This is a genomic window from Streptomyces viridiviolaceus, assembly GCF_014650995.1.
Classification (GTDB): domain Bacteria; phylum Actinomycetota; class Actinomycetes; order Streptomycetales; family Streptomycetaceae; genus Streptomyces; species Streptomyces viridiviolaceus.
Genome location: NZ_BMWA01000007.1, coordinates 33,899 through 53,646 on the forward strand (window position 1 = coordinate 33,899; position 19,748 = coordinate 53,646).

At 73.2% G+C, this 19,748-nt stretch carries 21 protein-coding genes and 2 tRNA genes; 6 read left to right on the forward strand and 17 right to left on the reverse strand.

Annotated features, from left to right (window positions below; genetic code table 11):
• Nucleotides 1–301: 301 nt before the first annotated feature.
• Together IE260_RS11275 and IE260_RS11280 are read right to left on the reverse strand one after the other, a co-directional pair.
• Nucleotides 302–1,222: a transketolase family protein gene (locus IE260_RS11275; RefSeq protein WP_189870545.1), complete on the reverse strand. Its 921-nt coding sequence runs from the start codon at nt 1,220–1,222 to the stop codon at nt 302–304.
• A gap of 50 nt (nt 1,223–1,272) precedes the next feature.
• Nucleotides 1,273–1,980 carry a thiamine pyrophosphate-binding protein gene (locus tag IE260_RS11280; RefSeq protein WP_189870547.1) on the reverse strand — a complete coding sequence of 236 codons (708 nt, stop codon included), beginning with the start codon at nt 1,978–1,980 and terminating at the stop codon, nt 1,273–1,275.
• Nucleotides 1,981–2,118: 138 nt separating this feature from the next.
• Between IE260_RS11280 and IE260_RS11285 the strand changes: the two genes are divergently transcribed.
• Nucleotides 2,119–2,192 (forward strand) — tRNA-Pro (locus IE260_RS11285).
• 94 nt (nt 2,193–2,286) lie between these two features.
• Here IE260_RS11285 and IE260_RS11290 read toward each other — a convergent pair.
• The 12 genes from IE260_RS11290 to IE260_RS11345 all read right to left on the reverse strand — a co-directional run bounded on the left by IE260_RS11290 (nt 2,287) and on the right by IE260_RS11345 (nt 12,173).
• The gene (locus IE260_RS11290; RefSeq protein WP_189870549.1) at nt 2,287–3,102 is read right to left on the reverse strand and encodes an SAM-dependent methyltransferase; all 816 of its coding nucleotides are present in this window, start codon (nt 3,100–3,102) and stop codon (nt 2,287–2,289) included.
• A 191-nt stretch (nt 3,103–3,293) separates the two neighbouring features.
• Nucleotides 3,294–3,731, reverse strand: coding sequence for a DUF2690 domain-containing protein (locus IE260_RS11295; protein WP_189870551.1), 438 nt, complete (start codon nt 3,729–3,731; stop codon nt 3,294–3,296).
• Nucleotides 3,732–3,920: 189 nt separating this feature from the next.
• The gene (locus tag IE260_RS11300) at nt 3,921–4,448 is read right to left on the reverse strand and encodes an NUDIX hydrolase family protein (protein ID WP_188180126.1); all 528 of its coding nucleotides are present in this window, start codon (nt 4,446–4,448) and stop codon (nt 3,921–3,923) included.
• 83 nt (nt 4,449–4,531) lie between these two features.
• Complete coding sequence (locus tag IE260_RS11305; RefSeq protein WP_189870553.1) at nt 4,532–5,677, reverse strand: amidohydrolase family protein; 1,146 nt, start codon at nt 5,675–5,677, stop codon at nt 4,532–4,534.
• A gap of 1 nt (nt 5,678) precedes the next feature.
• Nucleotides 5,679–7,082, reverse strand: coding sequence for a type I glutamate--ammonia ligase (locus tag IE260_RS11310; protein WP_189870555.1), 1,404 nt, complete (start codon nt 7,080–7,082; stop codon nt 5,679–5,681).
• A 42-nt stretch (nt 7,083–7,124) separates the two neighbouring features.
• Nucleotides 7,125–7,934 carry an SAM-dependent methyltransferase gene (locus IE260_RS11315; RefSeq protein ID WP_189870557.1) on the reverse strand — a complete coding sequence of 270 codons (810 nt, stop codon included), beginning with the start codon at nt 7,932–7,934 and terminating at the stop codon, nt 7,125–7,127.
• Between the two features lie 123 nt (nt 7,935–8,057).
• The gene (locus tag IE260_RS11320; protein WP_189870560.1) at nt 8,058–8,888 is read right to left on the reverse strand and encodes a hypothetical protein; all 831 of its coding nucleotides are present in this window, start codon (nt 8,886–8,888) and stop codon (nt 8,058–8,060) included.
• A gap of 660 nt (nt 8,889–9,548) precedes the next feature.
• The gene (locus IE260_RS11325) at nt 9,549–10,196 is read right to left on the reverse strand and encodes an HhH-GDP family DNA glycosylase (protein ID WP_189870561.1); all 648 of its coding nucleotides are present in this window, start codon (nt 10,194–10,196) and stop codon (nt 9,549–9,551) included.
• 2 nt (nt 10,197–10,198) lie between these two features.
• Nucleotides 10,199–10,531, reverse strand: coding sequence for a DUF3140 domain-containing protein (locus tag IE260_RS11330; RefSeq protein ID WP_189870563.1), 333 nt, complete (start codon nt 10,529–10,531; stop codon nt 10,199–10,201).
• A 47-nt stretch (nt 10,532–10,578) separates the two neighbouring features.
• A complete protein-coding gene (locus IE260_RS11335) occupies nt 10,579–11,061 on the reverse strand; it encodes a Dps family protein (protein ID WP_189870565.1) in 483 nt (160 codons plus the stop codon).
• The gene (locus IE260_RS11340; RefSeq protein WP_189870567.1) at nt 11,058–11,315 is read right to left on the reverse strand and encodes a WhiB family transcriptional regulator; all 258 of its coding nucleotides are present in this window, start codon (nt 11,313–11,315) and stop codon (nt 11,058–11,060) included. Before IE260_RS11340 ends, IE260_RS11335 begins: the two co-directional genes overlap by 4 nt.
• A 48-nt stretch (nt 11,316–11,363) precedes the next feature.
• Nucleotides 11,364–12,173, reverse strand: coding sequence for an alpha/beta hydrolase (locus tag IE260_RS11345; protein ID WP_189870569.1), 810 nt, complete (start codon nt 12,171–12,173; stop codon nt 11,364–11,366).
• A 162-nt stretch (nt 12,174–12,335) separates the two neighbouring features.
• On the opposite strand from IE260_RS11345, the gene IE260_RS11350 reads away from it, so the two are divergent.
• From IE260_RS11350 to IE260_RS11365, 4 genes are all read left to right on the forward strand, one after another.
• Complete coding sequence (locus IE260_RS11350) at nt 12,336–13,523, forward strand: thiolase family protein (protein WP_189870571.1); 1,188 nt, start codon at nt 12,336–12,338, stop codon at nt 13,521–13,523.
• A gap of 55 nt (nt 13,524–13,578) precedes the next feature.
• Nucleotides 13,579–15,102, forward strand: a complete 1,524-nt coding sequence (locus IE260_RS11355; protein WP_189870573.1) for a long-chain-fatty-acid--CoA ligase — start codon at nt 13,579–13,581, stop codon at nt 15,100–15,102.
• 65 nt (nt 15,103–15,167) lie between these two features.
• Nucleotides 15,168–15,941, forward strand: coding sequence for a sulfite exporter TauE/SafE family protein (locus IE260_RS11360; RefSeq protein ID WP_189870574.1), 774 nt, complete (start codon nt 15,168–15,170; stop codon nt 15,939–15,941).
• A 37-nt stretch (nt 15,942–15,978) separates the two neighbouring features.
• Nucleotides 15,979–16,725 carry a cobalt-precorrin-6A reductase gene (locus IE260_RS11365; RefSeq protein ID WP_189870576.1) on the forward strand — a complete coding sequence of 249 codons (747 nt, stop codon included), beginning with the start codon at nt 15,979–15,981 and terminating at the stop codon, nt 16,723–16,725.
• Here the strand turns inward: IE260_RS11365 and IE260_RS11370 are convergent.
• From IE260_RS11370 to IE260_RS11380, 3 genes are all read right to left on the reverse strand, one after another.
• On the reverse strand, nt 16,712–17,212 hold the full coding sequence (locus tag IE260_RS11370) for a hypothetical protein (RefSeq protein ID WP_189870578.1): 501 nt from the start codon (nt 17,210–17,212) through the stop codon (nt 16,712–16,714). The genes IE260_RS11365 and IE260_RS11370 overlap by 14 nt on opposite strands.
• Nucleotides 17,213–17,373: 161 nt before the next feature.
• Nucleotides 17,374–18,147, reverse strand: a complete 774-nt coding sequence (gene cobF / locus IE260_RS11375) for a precorrin-6A synthase (deacetylating) (protein ID WP_189870580.1) — start codon at nt 18,145–18,147, stop codon at nt 17,374–17,376.
• A 48-nt stretch (nt 18,148–18,195) separates the two neighbouring features.
• The gene (locus tag IE260_RS11380) at nt 18,196–18,711 is read right to left on the reverse strand and encodes a DUF309 domain-containing protein (protein WP_189870582.1); all 516 of its coding nucleotides are present in this window, start codon (nt 18,709–18,711) and stop codon (nt 18,196–18,198) included.
• 115 nt (nt 18,712–18,826) lie between these two features.
• Between IE260_RS11380 and IE260_RS11385 the strand changes: the two genes are divergently transcribed.
• Nucleotides 18,827–18,900: transfer RNA gene (locus tag IE260_RS11385), tRNA-Pro, on the forward strand.
• Nucleotides 18,901–19,748: the final 848 nt, after the last annotated feature.

Below are 19,748 nucleotides of genomic sequence, written 5' to 3' on the forward strand. Positions count from 1 at the left end.
CGTGGGTGGCTGCGCGGGGTGGGTCCGTGCGCAGGAAGAGCTGATCGGCCGGTCCTGTCGGCGTTCGGCGCCCGCTGTGTCGCCGCGTTGGTGCGCTGCCGTGGTCCGGGGGGCCGGGACCGTGGGTGGCTGCGCGGGGTGGGTCCGTGCGCAGGAAGAGCTGATCGGCCGGTCCTGTCGGCGTTCGGCGCCCGCTGAGTCGCCGCGTTGGTGCGCTGCCGCGGTCCGGGGGCCGGGACCGTGGGTGGTCGGGCCGGTGGGTCCGTGCGCAGGGAGCTGATCGACGGGACCCGCCGGCGTCTCACGCCGGCATCGTCACCGCGCCGCCCGCGACGAAGTCGCCGATGCGTCGCCGCAGGGACCGTGCGTCCAGCCCGTGGGCGGCGACGTGCTCCTCGACGCGCCCGTAGCGCCGCAGCTCACGCCGGGCCACGCCCAGGCCCAGCACCCGGTGGGGGACGTCGGACAGCGCGTCGTTCACCACCGCCGTCGACGTGCCCGCCAGATAGGGTTCGACCAGCACGACGTCCGTCCCCGCCGTCTCCGTGGCCCGGCGCAGCGCGGCCGTGTCGAAGGGACGCACGGTCGTGGCGTACAGGACGGTGACGTCGAGGCCCTCGGTGGCGGTGAGCACCGCGTCCAGGACCGGACCGACGGCGACCACGACGCCCGAGCGGCCCTCGCGGACCGTGCGGAACCGCTCCCCGTCGACGGCGAACGCCTCGGCGTTCGACTGCACGGACAGTCGCACGTACACCTTGTCGTCCCCGGCGGCGACCGCGTGCCGCAGCAGGGTCTCGGCCTCGTCCGGGTGCCCGGGCACGTGCACGGTCCAGCCGTCCAGGGTGTCGAGCAGTGCCACGTCGCCGGGCGCCATGTGGGTGTAGCCGCCGGCCGGCCAGTCGAAGGACGCGGCGGCGCTCACCAGCACCGCGCCCGCGTCCTGGTGCCCGAGGTCCAGCTTCAGCTGCTCGAAGGGCCGCTCGACCAGGAAACTGGCGAAGGTGTGCACGACGGGCCGCAGCCCGGTCAGCGCCATACCGGCCCCGGCCCCGACGAGCAGCTGCTCCCGGATGCCGACGTTGACGACCCGGTCGGGATGCCGGCGGAGCGCCTCGGCGAAGCCGTCCTTGCCGATCTCCGCAAGGACCACGGCGACACGTGGATCCTCGTCGAGCAGCCGGGTGACGACGGGGGCGAAACGGTCACGCATGGTGTCCATGGAGGGCCTTCCTCGAGGTGGGCGTGAGCAATAAGGAACGAGCAGGGGGATCAGACGGACTTCGGCTCCACCCGGGCCACGACCACGTGCGGGCGTCCCGGATGCGGCGCGGTGAAGGCGGCGTACAGCGCCTCGTGGTCCCGGCCGTCGACGGTGACCGCGGACCAGCCGGCCGCCTCGAACCGGGCGGCGATCCCGCCGGGCAGGGCATGGCTGGCGGAGGCGTTGTCGACGACGACGGTGTGCAGCCGCTCCAGTCCGGCCGGGCCGGCGAAGGCGATCGCCTCGTGATTGCTGCCCTCGTCCAGTTCGGCGTCCCCGATCAGCGCCCACACGGCAGGTTCGGTGAGTCCCTGCGCCCGCAGGCCCAGCGCCGTGCCCACGGCGATCGGCAGCCCGTGCCCCAGCGAGCCGCTGCCGATCTCCGCGCCGGGCACAAGCGTGCGGTCGGGGTGGTGGCCGAGCGGGGAGTCGTAGCGCCCGAAGCCGGGCAGCCAGTCCACGGGCAGGAAGCCCTTGGCGGCCAGGACGGCGTAGTAGGCCATGGGACCGTGCCCCTTCGACAGCAGGAACCGGTCGCGCCCGGGGTCGTCCACGTGCTCCGGGTCCACCCGCAGCACCCGGTCGTAGAGCACCCACAGCACGTCCAGGGTGGAGGTCGCCGCCGGGCCGTGCTTCTCGTCCCCGGTCATCAGGGACATCAGTCCGGGCAGGTCGGCATAGGTGTGGACCCGTCCGCGTTCTTCGGTGGTGGTCATGCCGACGATCGTGCAACCTCGACCAAGCTTGAGGTCAAGCGTCACCGTCCCGCCTGAACGGGTGCGCGACCACCGGCCCGAGTGCGGTATTGTTTTCCTGCGCGTTCGGCCAGGGGAAACCCCAGGTCAGACGGGCAACGGGACGTGGCGCAGCTTGGTAGCGCACTTGACTGGGGGTCAAGGGGTCGCAGGTTCAAATCCTGTCGTCCCGACTTGTGAAGTAGCAGGTCAGAGGCCGTATCGGTATTCCGATACGGCCTCTTGAGCATTGCTGGGGGCGGCTGGGGGCCGGCAGCGGACGGAGGGCTACACCTTGCGCGCCACTCCGCCGAACATGGCGACTTCCTGCGCGCATGCGCTGTCGTTCTCCACAGGGCGCCAGCCGTTGCAGGAGACCACGCCGGGGTCGAGCAGTTCGAGTCCGTCGAAGAAGCGGGTGACGGCATCGGGGGTGCGCTGGGTCAGTCTGGGGGTGCCGTGTTCGTTCCAGAAGGCCACCGCGGCGTCGACATCGGGCATGTCCGGACGTGTGATGGTGTGGGACAGCACCAGATGGCTGGCCGGCGGCAGGGCGTCCATCAGGCGCCGCACGAGCCCGTATGCCTCTTCGTCGTCCTCGATGAAAATGACGACGCCGAGCAGCATCAGTGCCACGGGCCGGCTGAGATCCAGCGTCTGCGCCGCCTGCTCCAGGATGGTGTCGACGTTGCGCAGATCCTCGTCGAGGTAGGCCGTGCGCCCCTGGGGGGTGCTGCTCAGGAGGGCCTCGGCGTGTGCGAGGACGATCGGGTCGTTGTCGACGTAGACGACGCGGGACTCGGGGGCGATCCGCTGTGCGACTTCATGGGTGTTGTCGGCGGTGGGCAGGCCGGTGCCTATGTCGAGGAACTGCCGGATCCCGCAGTCGGTCACCAGGTGCCGGACCGCGCGGCCGAGGAACTGCCGGTCGGCGCGGGCGTACTCGCCGATGCCGGGGTGCAGTTTGCGGATCTGCTCTCCTGCCGCCTGATCGACCTCGTAGTTGTCCTTGCCGCCCAGCCAGTAGTTCCAGATCCGCGCTGTGTGCGGCTGATCCGTTCTGATCCTCTTGTGCAACTCGCTGGGGGCGGGGCCGTCGGGCATGCGAAGTGCTCCTGTTCGAATGGTCGATGGTCAAGTGGCAACTTAACGCACGGAGTTGAGCCCGGGGGAGGGCGAGCAGACGCGGGTGTTCCGCAGCGGGAGGACGGGGCCCTGCCACCGAGTTCCGGCGCACGGCCCGGGGGGCCGTTTCCGACCTGTCCGAAACGGCCCCTGATCGCTTACGGCGGCGGTCAGTGCCACTTGGTGCAGGACCAACTGCCGCCCTGTCCGTCGTACTCCTCCACGCAGGCGCGATAGGCGTTGCTCGATCCCACCATCCGCGTGTACGCGGCGTAGGACGGTGACGCGTTGGCCGTGTAGGACGCACCACCCCGGATCTGGATCTTGAACCTCCAGCTGCTGTCGGCCTTCTCGATCCGTGCCCAGGCTGCGCTGCACCGTGCCGAATTGCGCAGCTGCACCTCCGGTCCTCCGCCGGCCGGGCGGATGCGGTCGAGCACCCTGGCGCCCGAGCCGCATCCCTCGGTCTGCGGGTTCTTGCCCGTGCAGGCGGCGTTCCTGCACGCGGCGGGCGCAGCCGCCTCGGCGGACATCGCGGGGGTCGAGAGCATCGTCGAGGCCAGTACGACGGTGGCCAGGGCTGAGAACGCCGAACGACGTGCGGACATGTGGGGGGTCCCTTCAGCGTGCCGGATCGCCGCCCACCGAGGGTGGGCCGCTGCGGTGGAAGTGGTCCTGATCTTGATAGCGGTCAGGATCTTCCAGCCGCAACCGTGTGACCCAGGAAGTCACTCTCCGGCGTGACACCCTGCTCAGCGCACGACGAGCAGGCGTCCACCGGGCCGCCCCGGCCGCGCTCAGATCACGCAGCCCACATGCGCCAGCGCCTGCTTCAGCAACACCCCGTGTCCGCCCGGCATCTCGCTCTGCACGGCCGGGGACAGCGCCTCCTGGGGGCTGAACCAGACCAGGTCGAGCGCGTCCTGCCGGGGACGGCAGTCACCGGTCACCGGCACGACGTAGGCGAGGGACACCGCGTGCTGCCGGGGGTCGTGGTACGGCGTGATGCCCTGGGTGGGGAAGTACTCGGCCACCGTGAAGGGCTGCAGCGAGGCCGGGACCCTGGGCAGCGCCACCGGGCCGAGGTCCTTCTCCAGGTGCCGCAGCAGGGCGTCACGGACCCGCTCGTGGTGGAGGACGCGGCCGGAGACCAGCGTCCGGCTGACCGTACCGTCCGGTCCGATGCGCAGCAGCAGCCCGACACTGGTGACTTCGCCGCTGTCGTCGACGCGCACGGGCACGGCCTCGACGTACAGGATCGGCATGCGGGCGCGTGCCAGTTCGAGTTCGTCGGTCGTCAGCCAGCCCGGCGTGGTTTCGGTCATGTCAGACATCGCTTGATCATACTTTCAGCGTCTCCCGCTTCCTGTGTGCCGCTCCGGAACAACTGTGACGCTCCACACGCCCGTCAGCCGTCGTCGTCCGGAGAGTCCTCGGTCAGTCCGTAGACCCGCAGGGCGTTCCCGCGCCCTGCCCACCGCGCGATGCGCAGCGCGTCCGTCAGGGCCGTCTCGTCGGCCTCCACCCGCTCCTGGAGCAGCCCCGCCAGACCCTGCCGGAAGGCCAGCGCGCCGAGGTGGTGGAACTCGGCCACCCCGTAGGCGTCCGAGCTGTACAGCAGCTTGCGGAACGGGGTGATCTCCAGGGCCTCCGCCAGTACGGCCCCCGCCCGTGCGGGACCGACGTAGTGCAGGGTGAGGCCCACGTCGAGGTACACCCGTTCGAAGACCGCCGCCAGGTAGGCGGCCTGGCGCTGGTAGGGCCAGCAGTGCAGCAGCAGGACGGGGATCGTGCCGGCGGTCAGGTGCAGCCAGTCGGTCAGGTGGGCGGGGTCCACGCGGTGCAGGCGGATGTCGCTGTCGCCGAACCCGGTGTGCAGTTGCAGCGGCCGCCCCAGGTCGACGGCGGTCCACAGCAGGTGCCGGACGAGCACCGGGTCGTCGAGCCGGCCGCCCCGGGCGAGCCAGCGCCGGGCGGCGTCCGTGACCTCCTCGGGCGAGGGGCGGGCCGGGTCCAGGTCGAAGCCGGTGCGGTAGGCCGCCACCGACTTCACGCCCACCACGCCCGGCCGCCGCACGGCCTCCCACGCGGCGGTGCGGAACGCCTCCGCGTACGCGTCCGCCTCCACACCCCCGGCCGCCACCGCCTCCGCGACGCCCTCCAACCGGACGATCTCGTACGCCACCGCGCCCGCGGCCCCGGCCAGCTCGGACACCGTGGTGACGCGGTCCGGGGCGTACCCGGTGTCCACGCAGAAGACGCCCGTGCCCGCCGCCGTGAGGAACCGCCGGTTCACCTCTGCCCACCCCAGCTCGGCCCGCCGGGCCAGGTACGCCTCGGCCGGGGCGTGGCGCGGCAGGTCCAGCAGGGGCGCGCAGTGGCGGCGGACGGCGAGGCCGACGGGGCTGTCGAAGGGCGAGACACCGGGCCATGCCGCGCCCTCGGTGATCAGCGACTCGAACCCCGAGCGGTCCAGGTCGGCGCTGACGGCACCGTGGCAGTGGTGGTCGACCAGCTCCAGCGCGTCGAGTGCCTCCAGCACGGGACCGGCCATGTCAGTACTTCCAGCGGTACGCCGCCGCGACCTGGTCGTCGTCCAGCCCGGCGACCGCCTCGATCTCCCCCTGCCGCACGGCGATCACCGCGTCGGCCAGGACCGTCCCCAGCGCGGCCCGCAGCACCTGGTCCGAGCGGAACGCCTCGACGGACTCCGCGAGCGAGGTGGGCAGCCGGAGCACGCCCCGGGCCGCCGCGTCGGCCGGGTCGAACCGCGCCGGGTCACCGGTCGTCTCCTCGGGCAGGGACGCGGACGAGGCGAGCCCGTCCAGTCCGGCGGCGATCACGCAGGCGAGCGCGAGATACGGGTTGGCGGCCAGGTCGACCGGCTTGACCTCCAGGTTCGCCGCGTGCTCACGCACCCCCGCCGTACCGGTGACGAAGCGCAGGGCGGCCTCGCGGGTCTCCCGGCCCCAGGCGGTGAACACTCCCGCCCACTGGGAGGGCTTGAGCCGCAGATGGCTGGCCGGGCTCGGCGCGGTCACCGCCGTGAGCGCCGGGAGGCGGGCCAGCACCCCGGCCGTGAACGCCTCGGCGTCCGCGGTCATGCCGTACCGGCCCTCCCCGCCGGCGTGCAGGTTGCCGCCGCCGCGCCAGGCGGAGAGGTGGAGGTGCCCGCCGTTGCCGACGCCCTGGGCCAGGACCGCCGGGGCGAAGGAGACCCGCAGCCCGTGCCGCTGGGCCACCGCCCGGATCGTCTGCCGCACCAGCACGCTGCGGTCGGCAGCCGCCACCGGGTCGAGGGCGCCCACGGAGATCTCGAACTGCCCCGCGGCGTACTCGGGATGGAGCTGGTCGACCTCGACGCCCTGCGCCGCGAGCGCCGCCAGCAGGTCGGCCGCGCAGTCGCTCAGTTCCACCTGGCGGGTGGCGCCGTACGCCGGTCCCGACACCGCCGGGACGAAGGCGCCGTCGGGCGCGTCGCCCCGGCCCACGGCCCACTCGATCTCGACCGCGGCCCGGAAGGTGACGCCGTGCCGCTCGGCGGCCTCGGCCACGACCCGGCGCAGCACGGTCCGCCCGCACGCCGGGTGCGGCTCGCCCTCCTGCGTGATCCGGTCGACCGGCGCCCACGCCCAGCCGGGCTGCGCCGCCAGCACGGTGAGCCGGTCGAGGTCGGGGTACAGGCGCAGATCGCCGTCGGGGGAGCCGAGGACGTCCGTGGAGACGATCGCGTCGTTCGCGAGGAACGTGTCGAACACCGGTGACATGCCGACGCCCCAGGCGGCGGCCGAGGCGAGCTTCGCCGTGGGGACGGTCTTCACCCGGCCGATCCCGGCCGTGTCCACGTACGCCAGTACGACGCCGTGCACGCCCCTCCCGGACAGTTCACCGCTCAGGGCGGCCGCCCGCTCGACGTCGCCGGGGCGCCCGCCGGGCACCGGGTCGGCAAGGGTGGTCATACGTCCTCCCGGGACGGCTGTGTGGGGCCGGCGCGGCGCGGCTCAGGGCTTGACGGCCACGGCCCCGAACTGCGGTACGACGGCGGCGCCGGGCTCGGCGTGCCACTGCGAGCAGGAGACGAGCCCCGGGGGGAGCAGTTCCAGGCCCTCGAAGAACGCGGCGACGTCCGCACGGCCGCGTGCGGTGATCGGCGGAGTGGCGTTCTCGTTCCAGAACCGCATGGCCGGGACCTGGCCCTCGCCGCCGAGGTCGGCGTCGTCGGTGGGGTGCGTCAGGACCAGGCAGCTGCCCGAGGGGACGCGGGCCATGATCCCGCGCACGATCTCGCGGGCCGTGTCGGTGTCGAGCACGAAGTTGAGGATGCCCAGCATCATGACCGCGACGGGCCGGCCGAAGTCGAGTGTCTTCGCGGCGCGTTCGAGGACGGCGTCCGCGTCGTGCACGTCGGCGTCGATGTAGTCCGTGGCCCCCTCGGGCGTGCCGGTCAGCAGCCTGCGCGCCTGTGCGAGGACGGTCGGGTCGTTGTCGACGTACACGATCCGTGCGTCGGGCGCGACGCGTTGGGCGATCTCGTGGGTGTTGTCCCCCGTCGGCAGCCCGGTGCCGATGTCGAGGAACTGCCGTATGCCCCGCTCGGTCGCCAGCAGGCGCACCGCCCGGCCCAGGAACTGGCGGTCCGCGCGGGCGACCTCCCGGATCACCGGGAACATGCCGGCGACGTGCTCGCCGACCTGCCGGTCGACCGGGTGGTTGTCCGTGCCGCCGATCCAGTAGTTCCAGACGCGGGCGTTGTGGGCCACTGCCGTGTTCGGCTCCTGGGTTCCGTCCGTTGCGGTGTGGCTCTCGCTCACGTCCCAGCTCCTTCACGCCCGTGCCGTGGTCGCCGACCATTGTGCCGCCCGGTGATCACGTCTGTCCTGGGAATCGGGCGAGGAGCGGGCACGGCGGCGCGGGGCGTCCGCGCGGCGGGTCGGTCAGTCGAACTGGCCGGGGTTCGAGGTGGGGGTCTTGCCGGCCAGTACGTCCTTCAACCGCTGGGTGCCCAGCTCGACCCCCTGCGTGACGGAGTCGGCCTCGCCGCCGTCGAGCCCGCCGGCCGTGATGGTGATGGCGTCGTTGCCCACGCGTACGACGGCCACGTCGAGGGTGAGCGTCGCGGGCGCGTCGGCCGCCGTGCCCTGGACCGTCACGTGCAGGCCCTGGCGGGCGTCGCCCTCCTTGGGCACCGAGGTCTGCGTCACCTGGACCGTACGCTCGCCGTCCGGGGAGCCGGTCGCCGTGAACTGGTCGCACTCGGCGGGCAGGGACTTCAGCCACTTCATCGCGTCGTCCAGCGTGGCCTGGTCGTAGGCGGCGACCTGCTCCAGCAGCCGGGAGTCGCCCTGCTCGAAGCCGGCGAGCGCCGACGCCCCCGACGGCTTGCCCAGCAGGTCGTCGCCGTAGAGGCCGTCGAGCAGCTTCTGGCAGTCGGCGGCGTCCGCCTTGGCGGTGAGGAAGTCCGCGACGTCGACCTTGCCGACGAGCAGGGTGTCCCGCCACTTGTCCGCGTCCTCGACCCGCTGCCAGTCGTCCTCCAGGTCGGCCTCGGTGAGCAGCGCGGCCTTCGCGCCGGACTCGGTGAGCGTGCCGGGTGAGGGGGTGGGGGTCTTCCCGACGGCCCTGGCCGCCTCGGCGGCGGGCGATGCGGTGGCCTCCGCCGCCACCGTGTCGCTGTCGCCGCCCGCGCAGGCCGCGGTGGTCAGCAGCGCACCCGTCGCCAGCACGGAGGCGAACAGACGGACGGGATGGGACGGACTACGGCTCATCGCGGATGCCTCCTGGGAACGTGACGCGTGTCCTCAGGGCATCACCGGCCCGGTCGGGACACCAGCGCACGGGTTCGTTCGGGTGAGGCGCCGGCGCCGGGGCGCGCGTGATCCGTGGCGTGGCGGCCGGCGGGAACGGGGGCGCGGGGCGTCGGTGAGGGGCGACCTGCCAGGGGCAGGGAACGGGCGGGGAAGCGAAGACGGCTCGCCAAGGCAGGGGCGCCGCGCGGGCCGGCCGGGGGGTGACGGCTCGCCGGCGGCGCGGGCGTCGGCGGCGGCACAGGCGCGTGGGGTCGGCGGGGCGCCGACAACCACGCGGCTGACCCCGACGAGCCGTCACCCCACCGGTCCCGCGCGGCGCCCACGCCTTGCCGAGCCATCACCTCCCACCGACCCCGTCTCCCGCCCGTTCCCGGGGGGCTCGTCGGGGTGGCCCCGAGACTGTCGGGATGGCGGCCCGGCCGGTCGCCGTGGCACAGCGCGCTCGGGCGGTGGCACGTCGGGGGAGGCGCCCCGGGATCTTCGGGTCACCGATCGGCGGGACGCGGGTTACGTGGCTTCGAACGACCTGGCGGCCGGCCGGCGAGTCCCGGCCGAGGGGACCGCCGACCGGCCGCTCCGAGGTGCCGTCCGTCGGTGGTGATGCCCGCGTGCGGGCCGTCACCCGGCGCGGTCGAGGCTGTCCTCGGCCACGTCCTTGTCCACCGCCGCGCGTACCAGCGAGGCGGCGAGGACGGCCGGTTGCGTCGACCCCGCCAGGCCGACGAGGCGGTCCGGGTCGGTGGGCAGGCCCAGGCGCTCCGCGCCCTGCAGAGCCTTGCGGTCCAGGTAGGGCGCCACCTCGGGCCACACACGCTGGGCCTCGCGCAGGAAGATGTCCGCGCCGGTCGGACCCACACCGGGGAACTCCTGCAGCAGCCGCCGCAGTTCGGTGACGTCTCCGTCCGCTTCCTTCCGCAGCCGGCGCAGGTCCCCGCCCCACCGCTCGGTCAGCAGCTCGGCGGCCTCGCCCAGCTGGGTGGCGGTGCGCTCGTCGTACCGCCGGTAGCCGCCCCGGCCCAGCGCGTCCACCCGCTCCTGCCAGTCGGACTCGGCCATGCGCCGAGGATCGCCGAGCCCCGCCTCGTCGAGGGCACGGGCGGTGGCCACGGCGATCGAACCGCGGATGCGGGCACTGAGCAGGTGGGCGAGGACCAGCAGCCGGTACAGCGGCTGCGGGGTGTCCTTCAGCCGGATGCCCGCCTCCTCGGCGTACGTCTCGCCGTGCGCGCCGACGAGCTCCCGCAGGACACGTTCGTCGCGGTCCACGGCTAAGCCTTCAGCGGATCGTGACCGATCGTCATCAGCCGGTGCCGTCGGCGCGTGTCCTCGGCCACCGGCTCGTTCTCCAGGTCGGTCTGCGACGTCACCAGGTCGACGACCTTCCGCATCGCGCGGAGGTCGTCCTCCGTCAGATCCGTGCGCCGCTTCTGCAGGATCGCGAGGACGTGCTGCCCGAGCGGGGAGCCCGCATCGTCCGGCAGCGGCTCCGTCAGCTCACCGGAATCGCGTACCCGCAGCCAGTCCGCGAGTTCCGCGGAGGTCATGTTCACCACGCGGTGGAAGTTCGCCCACAGCGCGTCGAGTTCGACGGCGTCGGCCATGAGGTGCCCCATTTCGCCATTGCGTACGTGCGCCGGGCAGTTCCCGCTCAGTCCTCCTCGGGCCAGTTCTCGGCGTCGAACATCCAGCGCTGCTTCTCCAGTTCGGCGGTGATGGTGATCAGCAGGTCCTGGGTGACCGGGTCGGCCTTCTCCGTGGCCTCGATCCGCTCCCGCAGCCGGCCGACTGCCGCTTCCAGGGTCTCGACCATCACCTGGACGACGTCGCCGTCCCGCACCCAGCCGTCCTTGGGGCCGGGCAGCGTGAACGCCGACGCGATGGTCTCCGGCCGGCCGTCGGCCGGCATGCCGAGCGCCACGGAGCGCTCCGCGACGGTGTCGGCGAACGACCGCGCCGCCGCCACCACCTCGTCCAGCTGGAGGTGGACGGAACGGAACCGCGGCCCCACGATGTTCCAGTGCGCCTGCTTCCCGATCAGGGAGAGCCCGAGAAGATCCACGAGCGTGCTCTGCAACGCGTCCCCGGTGACCTGGCGGGCCGACTCGGGAATCGTGCTCTTCACGACAGTCATACAGTGCTTCTCCTTGCGGCGTCGTCTCTGGTGGTACGGAGCAGGGCGTCGCGCTCCTCCTCGCAGGTCCCTCCCCACACGCCGGACGTCTGTCCCATGCTCAGGGCGAACGTCAGGCACGGGGTCGCCACCGGGCACCGGGCACAGACGTGCTTGGCGGCCGCGATGTCCCGCAGCGCCGGTCCCGTCGTGCCCACCGGGAAGAACAGTTCGGGGTCCTCATCCACGCAGGCGGCGCGGCGCAACCACTCCATGGTCGCGCGGGTGCCCCGGGGGCCCGGGGGGCAAACACCGCTGACGTCTCAGCGGGCGAGCGCCCCGTCCAGGAAACGCGTGACGTCCGCGAACACCTCGGACTTGTTCGTCTCGTTGAACACTTCGTGCCGGGCGCCCGGGTAGATCCGCTCGGTCAGTGCTCCTCCGCCGAGCTGCTCCACGCCGGGCCGGCTCCCGGACAGCGGCACCAGCCGGTCGTCGTCGCCGTGCACCCACAGCAGCGGGAGCGGGCCGACCTCGCCGTTCTTGGCGACGGTCTCCAGCGTCCGTACGAACGCCTCCACGGTGGGCCGTTTCATCGGACCGTGCCACACCAGCGGGTCATCCGCGTAGGCCGCGCCGACGGCCGGGTCCCGGGAGAGGGCGGCCGGACTGATCGGGGTGTCGGGGATCTCCTCCATGGCCAGGAGCCGGCGCGGCAGTTCCCAGTCGCCGATGACCGGTCCGGACAGCACCAGCGCGGTCAGCTCGTCCGAGTGGCGCTGGGCGTAGCGGGCGGCGATCAGCCCGCCCATGGAGTGCCCGATCACGACGACCGGCAGGTCCGGGTGCGCGGCCCGGGCGAGCTCCGCCACGGCGTGCACGTCGGTGACCACGTCCTCGAAGTCCTCGATCAGCACCCGCTCGCCGGCCGACCTCCCGTGCCCCGTGTGGTCGGGTCCGTACACGGCCGCGCCGTGCGCCACCAGGACGTCGGCCACCTCCTCGTAGCGGCCGATGTGCTCGCCGTAACCGTGCACCAGCAGGGCCACGTACCGGGCGCGGGCGGCGGGCCACTCGCGGACGGTGATGCTTCCCCGGGTTCCGGTCAGGACGTGCTCGCGGGCCTCGGCCATGTCTCCTCCAACTGCGTCGGTGAAGGTCCCCGGGGGATCTTCCCAGGGAGCCGCCCCGCGGTCTATAGTCCAAAACTAGCAGTGCTAATTAAGGCTCGTGGAGGTCCGCCCGGCGACACACGCTCCGCCGGCGACCGAGCGACGACGATCAGGAGAACCCTCGTGCGTCCCGTCCACTTCGCGGCCGCCCGCCGCACCCCGATCGGCAAGCTCCGCGGCGCCCTGTCCACCGTGCGGCCCGACGACCTCGCCGCCGCCGTGATCCGGGGCCTGGTCGCCGACGTGCCCGCGCTCGACCCCGCCCGCATCGACGACGTCTACTGGGGGGCCGCCAACCAGGCCGGCGAGGACAACCGCAACGTCGCCCGCATGGCAGCCCTGCTCGCCGGCCTGCCCGACTCCGTGCCCGGCGCCACGGTCAACCGGCTGTGCGCCTCCGGCCTCGAGGCCGTCACCGCCGCCGCCCGCACCATCGCGGCCGGCGAGGCCGACGTCGTGCTCGCGGGCGGCTCCGAGTCGATGAGCCGCGCCCCCTTCGTGCTGCCCCGCCCCGACGAGGCCCTGCCGCACCGCATCGAGACCGCCGACACCCGGCTCGGCTGGCGCCTGGTCAACCCGGCGATGAAGGACCTGCACGGCCTGCTGGCCATGGGCGAGACGGCGGAGGAGGTCGCCGAGCGGTACGGCGTCCCGCGCGAGCGCCAGGACGAGTTCGCCCTGCGCAGCCACCGGCTCGCCGCCGAGGCCCGCAAGAACGGTCACTTCGACGATGAACTGCTGCCCGTGGAACGCCCCGACGGCGTCGTCGTCGACGCCGACGAGTGCGTCCGCGAGGACACCTCCGCGGAGAAGCTGGCCCGCCTCAAGCCGGTCTTCCGCGCCGGCGGCACGGTCACCGCGGGCAACGCCTCCCCGATGAACGACGGCGCCGCCGGCCTCCTCCTGGTCAGCGAGGAGGCCCTGAACGACCTGGGCCTGGAGTCGCTGGGCCGCTACGTCGCCGGCGGCTCGGCCGGCGTCCACCCGGACGTCATGGGCATCGGACCGGTCCCCGCCACCCGCAAGGTCCTCGCCCGCGCCGGCTGGAGCGTCGACGACATCGCGGAGGCCGAGTTCAACGAGGCGTTCGCCGCGCAGGCCCTCGCCTGCGTGGACCAGCTCGGCATCGACCCCGGCCTGGTCAACCCGAGCGGCGGCGCGATCGCACTGGGCCACCCGCTCGGCTGCTCCGGCGCCCGCATCCTCACCACCCTGCTCCACCGCATGCGGCGCACGGGCGCGGCCCGCGGGCTCGCCACCATGTGCGTCGGCGTGGGGCAGGGCAGCGCGGTGCTCGTCGAGCGGCACTAGCCGTACGCCACCCACCCCCTCTGCAGAGCCGCAGCAAGGAAATGGAGCAACACCCATGGCAACCCTGTCCGTCGCCGCCGTCCTCGCCGAGAACGCCCGGCGCCGCCCCGGCAAGGAAGCGCTGGTCGAGGGCGACCTGCGACTGACCTTCGCCGAGGTGTGGCAGCGGGCCCGCGCCCAGGCCGGAGTTCTCGCGGGCCTGGGTGTACGGCCGGGGGACCGGGTCGCGCTGATGGCGCCGAACACCGCCGAGTTCCCGCAGGCGTACTACGCGATCGCCGCGGCGGGCGGTGTCGTCGTCCCGGTCCACCTGCTGCTGTCACCGGCGGAGGTCGAGCACGTCCTGCGCGACAGCGGCGCCACCCTGCTGCTGTGCCACCCGGCGCAGGCGGAGACCGGCACGGCCGCCGCACGCGAGGCCGGGGTGCGGGTGATCACCCTCGGCGACGAGCTCGACAAGCTCGCGGCCGACGCCGAGCCGCTGCCCTCCTACGTCACCCGCGACGCCGACGACCCGGCCGTCGTCTTCTACACCAGCGGCACCACCGGCGTGCCCAAGGGCGCCGTGCTCAGCCACTTCAACCTGGTGATGAACGCGACCGTCAACGCCTTCGACGCCAACGACATCCGGCCCGACGACGTCGCGCTCGGCGCCCTGCCGCTGTTCCACGCCTTCGGCCAGACCGTCTCCCTGAACTCCACGTGGCGGGCGGGCGCCACTCTGGTCCTGCTGCCGCGCTTCGACGCGGCCCGCGCGATCGAGCTGATGGTGAGGGAGAAGGTCAACACCTTCCACGGCGTGCCCACCATGTTCGTCGCCCTCGCCGCCGCGGCGGCCGGGGCGGACGCCCTGCCCGAGCTGCGCGTGTGCATCTCCGGCGGGGCCTCCCTGCCCGTCGCCGTGCTGGAGCGGTTCGAGGCGGCGTTCGGGGCGAAGATCTACGAGGGGTACGGACTGTCGGAGACCTCCCCGGCGGCGGCCGTCAACCAGCCGGTGTTCGGCGCGAAGCCCGGCACCATCGGCCACCCGCTGTGGGGCGTCGACGTGGAGATCGCCCGAGCCGAGGTCGAGGGACGCATCGAGCTGCTGCCGCCCGGCGAGCTGGGCGAGGTCGTCGTCCGCGGGCACAACGTCTTCTCCGGCTACCTCGGCCGTCCCGAGGCCACCGCCGAGGCGCTCGTCGACGGCTGGTTCCGCACCGGCGATCTCGGCACCAAGGACGACGAGGGGTTCCTGCGGATCGTCGACCGCAAGAAGGACATCATCATCCGCGGCGGCTACAACGTCTATCCGCGGGAGGTCGAGGAGGTGCTGATGCGCCACCCCGGCATCGCCCAGGTCGCGGTCATCGGCGTACCGGACGAGCTGCACGGCGAGGAAGTGTGCGCCGTGGTCGTGCCCGCCCCGGACGCGGCCCCGGAGGCCGCCGAGGTCACCGAGTGGTCCAAGCAGCACCTCGGCAGGCACAAGTACCCGCGCCGCGTCGAGTTCACGGACGCCCTGCCGCTCGGACCGAGCATGAAGGTGCTCAAGCGGGAGCTGCGGGTGAGGTACGCCGGGAGCCAGGGCAGGCCCTGAAACCGCCGACCGGCGAGACGGTCCTTACGCGTGACGGTTAGGTGCGCATAGCATCGGTCCCCGCAATGGACACGATGACGCTCTGGCACCTCACCGGCTGGGAATTCGCCGCGCTCGCCCTCGCGGCCCTGCTCGTCGGCTTCTCCAAGACCGCCGTGAGCGGGGCCAACACGGTCAGCCTCGCCGTCTTCGCGGCGGTGCTGCCCGCCCGCGCCTCGACCGGCGTCCTGCTGCCGGTCCTGATCGCGGGCGACGTGCTGGCCGTCCTCATCTACCGACGGCACGCGCACTGGCCCACGTTGTGGCGGCTCTTCCCCGCCGTCGGGGCCGGAGTGGTCGTCGGCACGGTGTTCCTGGTGTGGGCGGACGACACGATCGTCCGGACGTCGATCGGCGCGATCCTGCTGCTGATGGCCGGGGTGACGGTGTGGCGCCGGCGGCAGGCCGACGCGTCCGAGCAGCCGGACGAGGTCACCTCACGGCCCGGCCGGCTGAAAGCCCGCTCCTACGGTGTCCTCGGCGGCTTCACCACCATGGTCGCCAACGCGGGCGGCCCGGTGATGTCGATGTACCTGCTCTCGGCGGGCTTCCGCAAGCTCGGCTTCCTCGGCACCTCGGCCTTCTTCTTCCTGATCGTCAACGTCTCCAAGGTGCCCTTCAGCGCGGGACTCGGCCTGATCGACGGCCGCTCGCTGCTCCTCGACGCCGCACTCGTGGTGTTCGTGGTGCCCGGCGCGCTGATCGGGAAGTGGGCGGTGAACAGGATCAACCAGCGGCTCTTCGAGCGCCTGGTCATCGCGGCGACGGTGCTCGGCGGCCTCCAGCTGCTGCTGCGCTGACGGCCGCCGCTGCCCTGACTGACGTACGCTCCTCGCCATGTCCCCGCACGTGCTGATCCTCGGCGGCACCGCCGAGGCCCGCCGCCTGGCCGCCGCACTGGCGGCGCGGCCCGGTGTCCGCGTCACCACCTCGCTCGCGGGTCGCGTCACCCGGCCCGGACCCCTCGAAGGGGACGTCCGGACCGGTGGCTTCGGCGGGGCCGAGGGACTGGCCGCCTGGCTGCGCGAGCACCGCGTGGACGCCCTCGTCGACGCCACCCACCCCTTCGCCGGCCGGATCACGGCGAACGCGGCCCGGGCCGCCGCGGCGACCGGTGTGCCGGCGGTGGTCCTGCGCCGCCCGGGCTGGCGGCCCGCTCCCGGCGACCGCTGGCACCCGGTGGCGTCCCTGTCCGCGGCCGCCGGCCTGCTGCCGGGCCTCGGCCGCCGGGCGTTCCTGACCACCGGGCGGCTGGGGCTGGCCGCCTTCGCCCACCTGACGGAACTCCACTTCGTCGTCCGGTCGGTGGAGGCACCGGAGCCGCCCCTGCCGCCGGACACGCGGGTGCTGCTGGCACGCGGTCCGTTCACCGTGCCCGACGAGACGGCCCTGCTGCGCGAGCACCGCATCGACGTGCTGGTGACCAAGGACAGCGGGGGAGAGGCCACGTCGGCCAAGCTCACGGCGGCCCGGGAGCTCGCCCTGCCCGTGGTGGTCGTGCGCAGGCCGCCGCTTCCGCCGGGAGTGAGCACGGTGCCCGACGTGCCCGGTGTCCTTCAGCGGCTGGGACTCAGCGGCCCGTGACCGAGGCGCGCATGCGGTCCACGGCGCGCAGCACCTCGTCGCGGTTCTTGGCGCTCTTGACCCATGCGGGCAGACGGGCCACGTATGTCATCTTCCGGCCGTGCTCGTGCCACGGACGCCGCTCGCGCAGCGAGGCTGCTGCGAACTGCCGCAGCAGTGTCAGCTGGGGGAGGTCGTAGGCCCACAGCCGACCGTGCCGGGTGTCCGTCTGCAGCCACAGCGGGAGACGGAAGTACGGATCGCGCGCGACGGCCAGGGAACTGCCGGAGAACATGACCGACCTGCCCCGCCAGGTCCGTGCGTGACCGCAGGCGCGGCAGACGAGACGGCGTGGCGCGAACAGCGCGTGGCCGGCGCCCGCGTCGGTGTCCGCGACTGCCTGGACCCGCGCGATGCGGTCGCAGCGCGGACAGCGGACGAGAACCGAGCCGGTGAAGTCGTCCAGGGTGCTGAGCGGGTCACGGAAGCGGACCGGGGCGGGGGACATGCCCCCACTGTCCCGCTCCGCCGGGCGGTCCGCATCCGGATTTCAGGTCGCCGCGCTCGCCGCCGGCTGCCGCGTCCGCTCGGGCAGGCCGCTCACGAAGACGACGTTCCGGCGGTAGCTGTCCAGTACGGGAGGAGGGGCGGCGGTCCGCCCGGGTGCGCCTACCGGTCCCCGGGGTTGCGCCGCAGCAGATACGTGTCCATGATCCAGCCCTTGCGCTCCCGGGCCTCGGCGCGCAGCCGCTCGATGCGCGGTGCCGCCTCGGCGATCGGGCCGGAGGCGAGGATCTCGTCCGGGGTGCCTATGTAGGCGCCCCAGTAGATGTCGATGTCCTCCTGCGCGTACTGCCGGAAGGTCTGGTGGGCGTCGAGCATCACGACGACGTCGTCCACGCCCTCGGGGAAGCCCTCGGCGAGCCGCCGCCCGGTGGTGATCTGCACCGGCCGCGCGACGCGGTTCAGCCCGGTCCGGTGCCGGGCGACGAGCGCCGAGACACTGCTGATGCCGGGCACCACGTCGTACTCGAACTCCACCGTGCCCCGGTCGAGGATCTCCTCCAGGATGCCCAGCGTGCTGTCGTACAGCGCCGGGTCGCCCCACACCAGGAACGCGCCGCTCTCGTCCTCACCCAGCTCGTCGGCGATCAGCCGCTCGTAGATCCCGGCGCGGGCGCTGCGCCAGTCCCCCACGGCCGGTGAGTACGCCGTGCCGCCGGCGGTCCGGTCCCGCTCGGGGTCACGCGCCTCGACGACGCGGTACGTCCCCTCCGGGACGTGCGCGTCCAGCATGTCGCGCCTCAGCCGCACGAGGTCCGCCTTCACCTCGCCCTTGTCCAGGACGAAGAACACGTCCGTGCTCCGCAGCGCCCTGACCGCCTGCAGGGTCAGCTGGTCGGGGTCGCCCGCGCCGATACCGATGACATGAATCTTCCGCACGCCCAGAGTCTGCCGTACGCCACCGACCGCGCCCCGGGCGGGCCGCCCTCAGCCCCGCAGCCGCGGCGCCCGCGCGCCCGCGTCCACCGGCTCACCGCGCTCCACGTCCCGCGCCAGCTCCCGGGCCCACCCCGCGAGCCGGACGGGATCCAGCCCGTACGGCCGCCCCCGCCCCGGCGCCGACTGCGCCCACTGCGCCACCGCCCCGGCGCCCCGCAGCAGCAGCCGGGCGCCGCCCGTGGCGTTCCCCCGGGCCGCGTGGGTGAGCCCCACGGCGAGCTGGGCGAGGCCCCGCCACAGCTCCCGCTCCTCCTCGGGGCCCGACTTCCAGGCGTCCTCGAAGACCTCGTGCGCGTGGAACGGCTTGCCCTCGTCCAGCAGCCGCTGCGCCTCGGCGACCGTCTCGTCGGGTGCGCGCACGACACCCTCGGGCTGGCGGGGGACGCCGTCCGCGCCGTACGGCAGGGGGCGGCCGAGGCCGTCCCGCGGCCGGGCGTTGCGGGCCCGCCCCTCCTCGTCGCGGTCCCGTGCGTCCACCGGTCGGTTCGGGGGTGTGCTGTCCATGGGGCGATTGTCCCTCTCCCGCCGCCCCTCCCGCCCCGCCCCTTTCGGCGTGGCCCGCGGTGTGGGGTAGAGTGCTGTCCGCGTGATCGCGCGGCTCGCCGTGTGGCGAGCGCACCGGGACGTGGCGCAGCTTGGTAGCGCACTTGACTGGGGGTCAAGGGGTCGCAGGTTCAAATCCTGTCGTCCCGACTCGTGAGAGTCGCAGGTCAAGGGCCGGTTTCGGAGGTTTCCGAAACCGGCCCTTGATTTTCTGGGGGCCAGTTGGCAGGGACCTGCGCAGCGGCAGATGCGGATCAGTTCCCGCGTCCTGAGAGCAGCCTTGATGGGCCATCGGTGCTGGTGGACACGGGCTCGGAGGACAGAGAACGAGACCATGCACCGAAGGCCCTTGGCCCAGTCCGCCAGTTTCTGTCAGCGGCCTCAGGCGGCGAACCCGGCGTCTCCCGGACAGGGCAGGCGATCAGCCACCCGCAACAGTGCGGCGCGTGAGGCGCTCACGACAGCCTCCGTGACGAAGAGGCCGGGAGCCGCCCCCGTTGGGCCGGCTCTCGAATACCCCTCCCTGATCAACGGGGCCGGACCGATGCGGACGGTCGACGGGGATACGCCGAACTCCTCACCCAGCTCGGCGTACGACGGCAACTGCGCCAGCGGTGGTCACTTCCCCTCGGCGAGACGCTGACGCATGGTCTTCTCGACGCGTCGCCGATGCCGGCCGGGCGGCAGCCTTCGCGGTCTCGCGCCGCAGGCGCATGCGGACGGGGCGGGTGCCGAGGCCGCATGGACAGACCTGGCACGCACTGTCCTCCCAGTGCGGGGCTGCGGCGCGTCGCGTCGCGCAGGAGGCCGTGCAGCCGGGCGCATGCCTGTTCGGACAGCGAGGACGTTCGCCTGGGCAAGGATGCTGACCTGCCGCTTTCTGTCGCCGTTCGCCTCGTGTTCATTAGTTGAAGTAAGGCCCGACAGCGACATCAGCCGTCCGTGCCCCGTTGTACCCATAGGCCGCCAGGCCGGAAGACGCCAGAGGAGCGAGCTGG

What these genes read in the sequence shown, in the direction of transcription:
- IE260_RS11295 (WP_189870551.1), bottom strand. Translation starts at nt 3,731, where the DNA reads ATGTCCGCACGTCGTTCGGCGTTCTCAGCCCTGGCCACCGTCGTACTG.
- IE260_RS11275 (WP_189870545.1), bottom strand. Translation starts at nt 1,222, where the DNA reads ATGGACACCATGCGTGACCGTTTCGCCCCCGTCGTCACCCGGCTGCTC.
- IE260_RS11335 (WP_189870565.1), bottom strand. Translation starts at nt 11,061, where the DNA reads ATGACTGTCGTGAAGAGCACGATTCCCGAGTCGGCCCGCCAGGTCACC.
- IE260_RS11355 (WP_189870573.1), top strand. Translation starts at nt 13,579, where the DNA reads ATGGCAACCCTGTCCGTCGCCGCCGTCCTCGCCGAGAACGCCCGGCGC.
- IE260_RS11290 (WP_189870549.1), bottom strand. Translation starts at nt 3,102, where the DNA reads ATGCCCGACGGCCCCGCCCCCAGCGAGTTGCACAAGAGGATCAGAACG.
- IE260_RS11370 (WP_189870578.1), bottom strand. Translation starts at nt 17,212, where the DNA reads ATGTCCCCCGCCCCGGTCCGCTTCCGTGACCCGCTCAGCACCCTGGAC.
- IE260_RS11320 (WP_189870560.1), bottom strand. Translation starts at nt 8,888, where the DNA reads ATGAGCCGTAGTCCGTCCCATCCCGTCCGTCTGTTCGCCTCCGTGCTG.
- IE260_RS11330 (WP_189870563.1), bottom strand. Translation starts at nt 10,531, where the DNA reads ATGGCCGACGCCGTCGAACTCGACGCGCTGTGGGCGAACTTCCACCGC.
- IE260_RS11345 (WP_189870569.1), bottom strand. Translation starts at nt 12,173, where the DNA reads ATGGCCGAGGCCCGCGAGCACGTCCTGACCGGAACCCGGGGAAGCATC.
- IE260_RS11300 (WP_188180126.1), bottom strand. Translation starts at nt 4,448, where the DNA reads ATGACCGAAACCACGCCGGGCTGGCTGACGACCGACGAACTCGAACTG.
- IE260_RS11280 (WP_189870547.1), bottom strand. Translation starts at nt 1,980, where the DNA reads ATGACCACCACCGAAGAACGCGGACGGGTCCACACCTATGCCGACCTG.
- IE260_RS11310 (WP_189870555.1), bottom strand. Translation starts at nt 7,082, where the DNA reads ATGACCACCCTTGCCGACCCGGTGCCCGGCGGGCGCCCCGGCGACGTC.
- IE260_RS11360 (WP_189870574.1), top strand. Translation starts at nt 15,168, where the DNA reads ATGGACACGATGACGCTCTGGCACCTCACCGGCTGGGAATTCGCCGCG.
- IE260_RS11380 (WP_189870582.1), bottom strand. Translation starts at nt 18,711, where the DNA reads ATGGACAGCACACCCCCGAACCGACCGGTGGACGCACGGGACCGCGAC.
- IE260_RS11365 (WP_189870576.1), top strand. Translation starts at nt 15,979, where the DNA reads ATGTCCCCGCACGTGCTGATCCTCGGCGGCACCGCCGAGGCCCGCCGC.
- IE260_RS11305 (WP_189870553.1), bottom strand. Translation starts at nt 5,677, where the DNA reads ATGGCCGGTCCCGTGCTGGAGGCACTCGACGCGCTGGAGCTGGTCGAC.
- IE260_RS11340 (WP_189870567.1), bottom strand. Translation starts at nt 11,315, where the DNA reads ATGGAGTGGTTGCGCCGCGCCGCCTGCGTGGATGAGGACCCCGAACTG.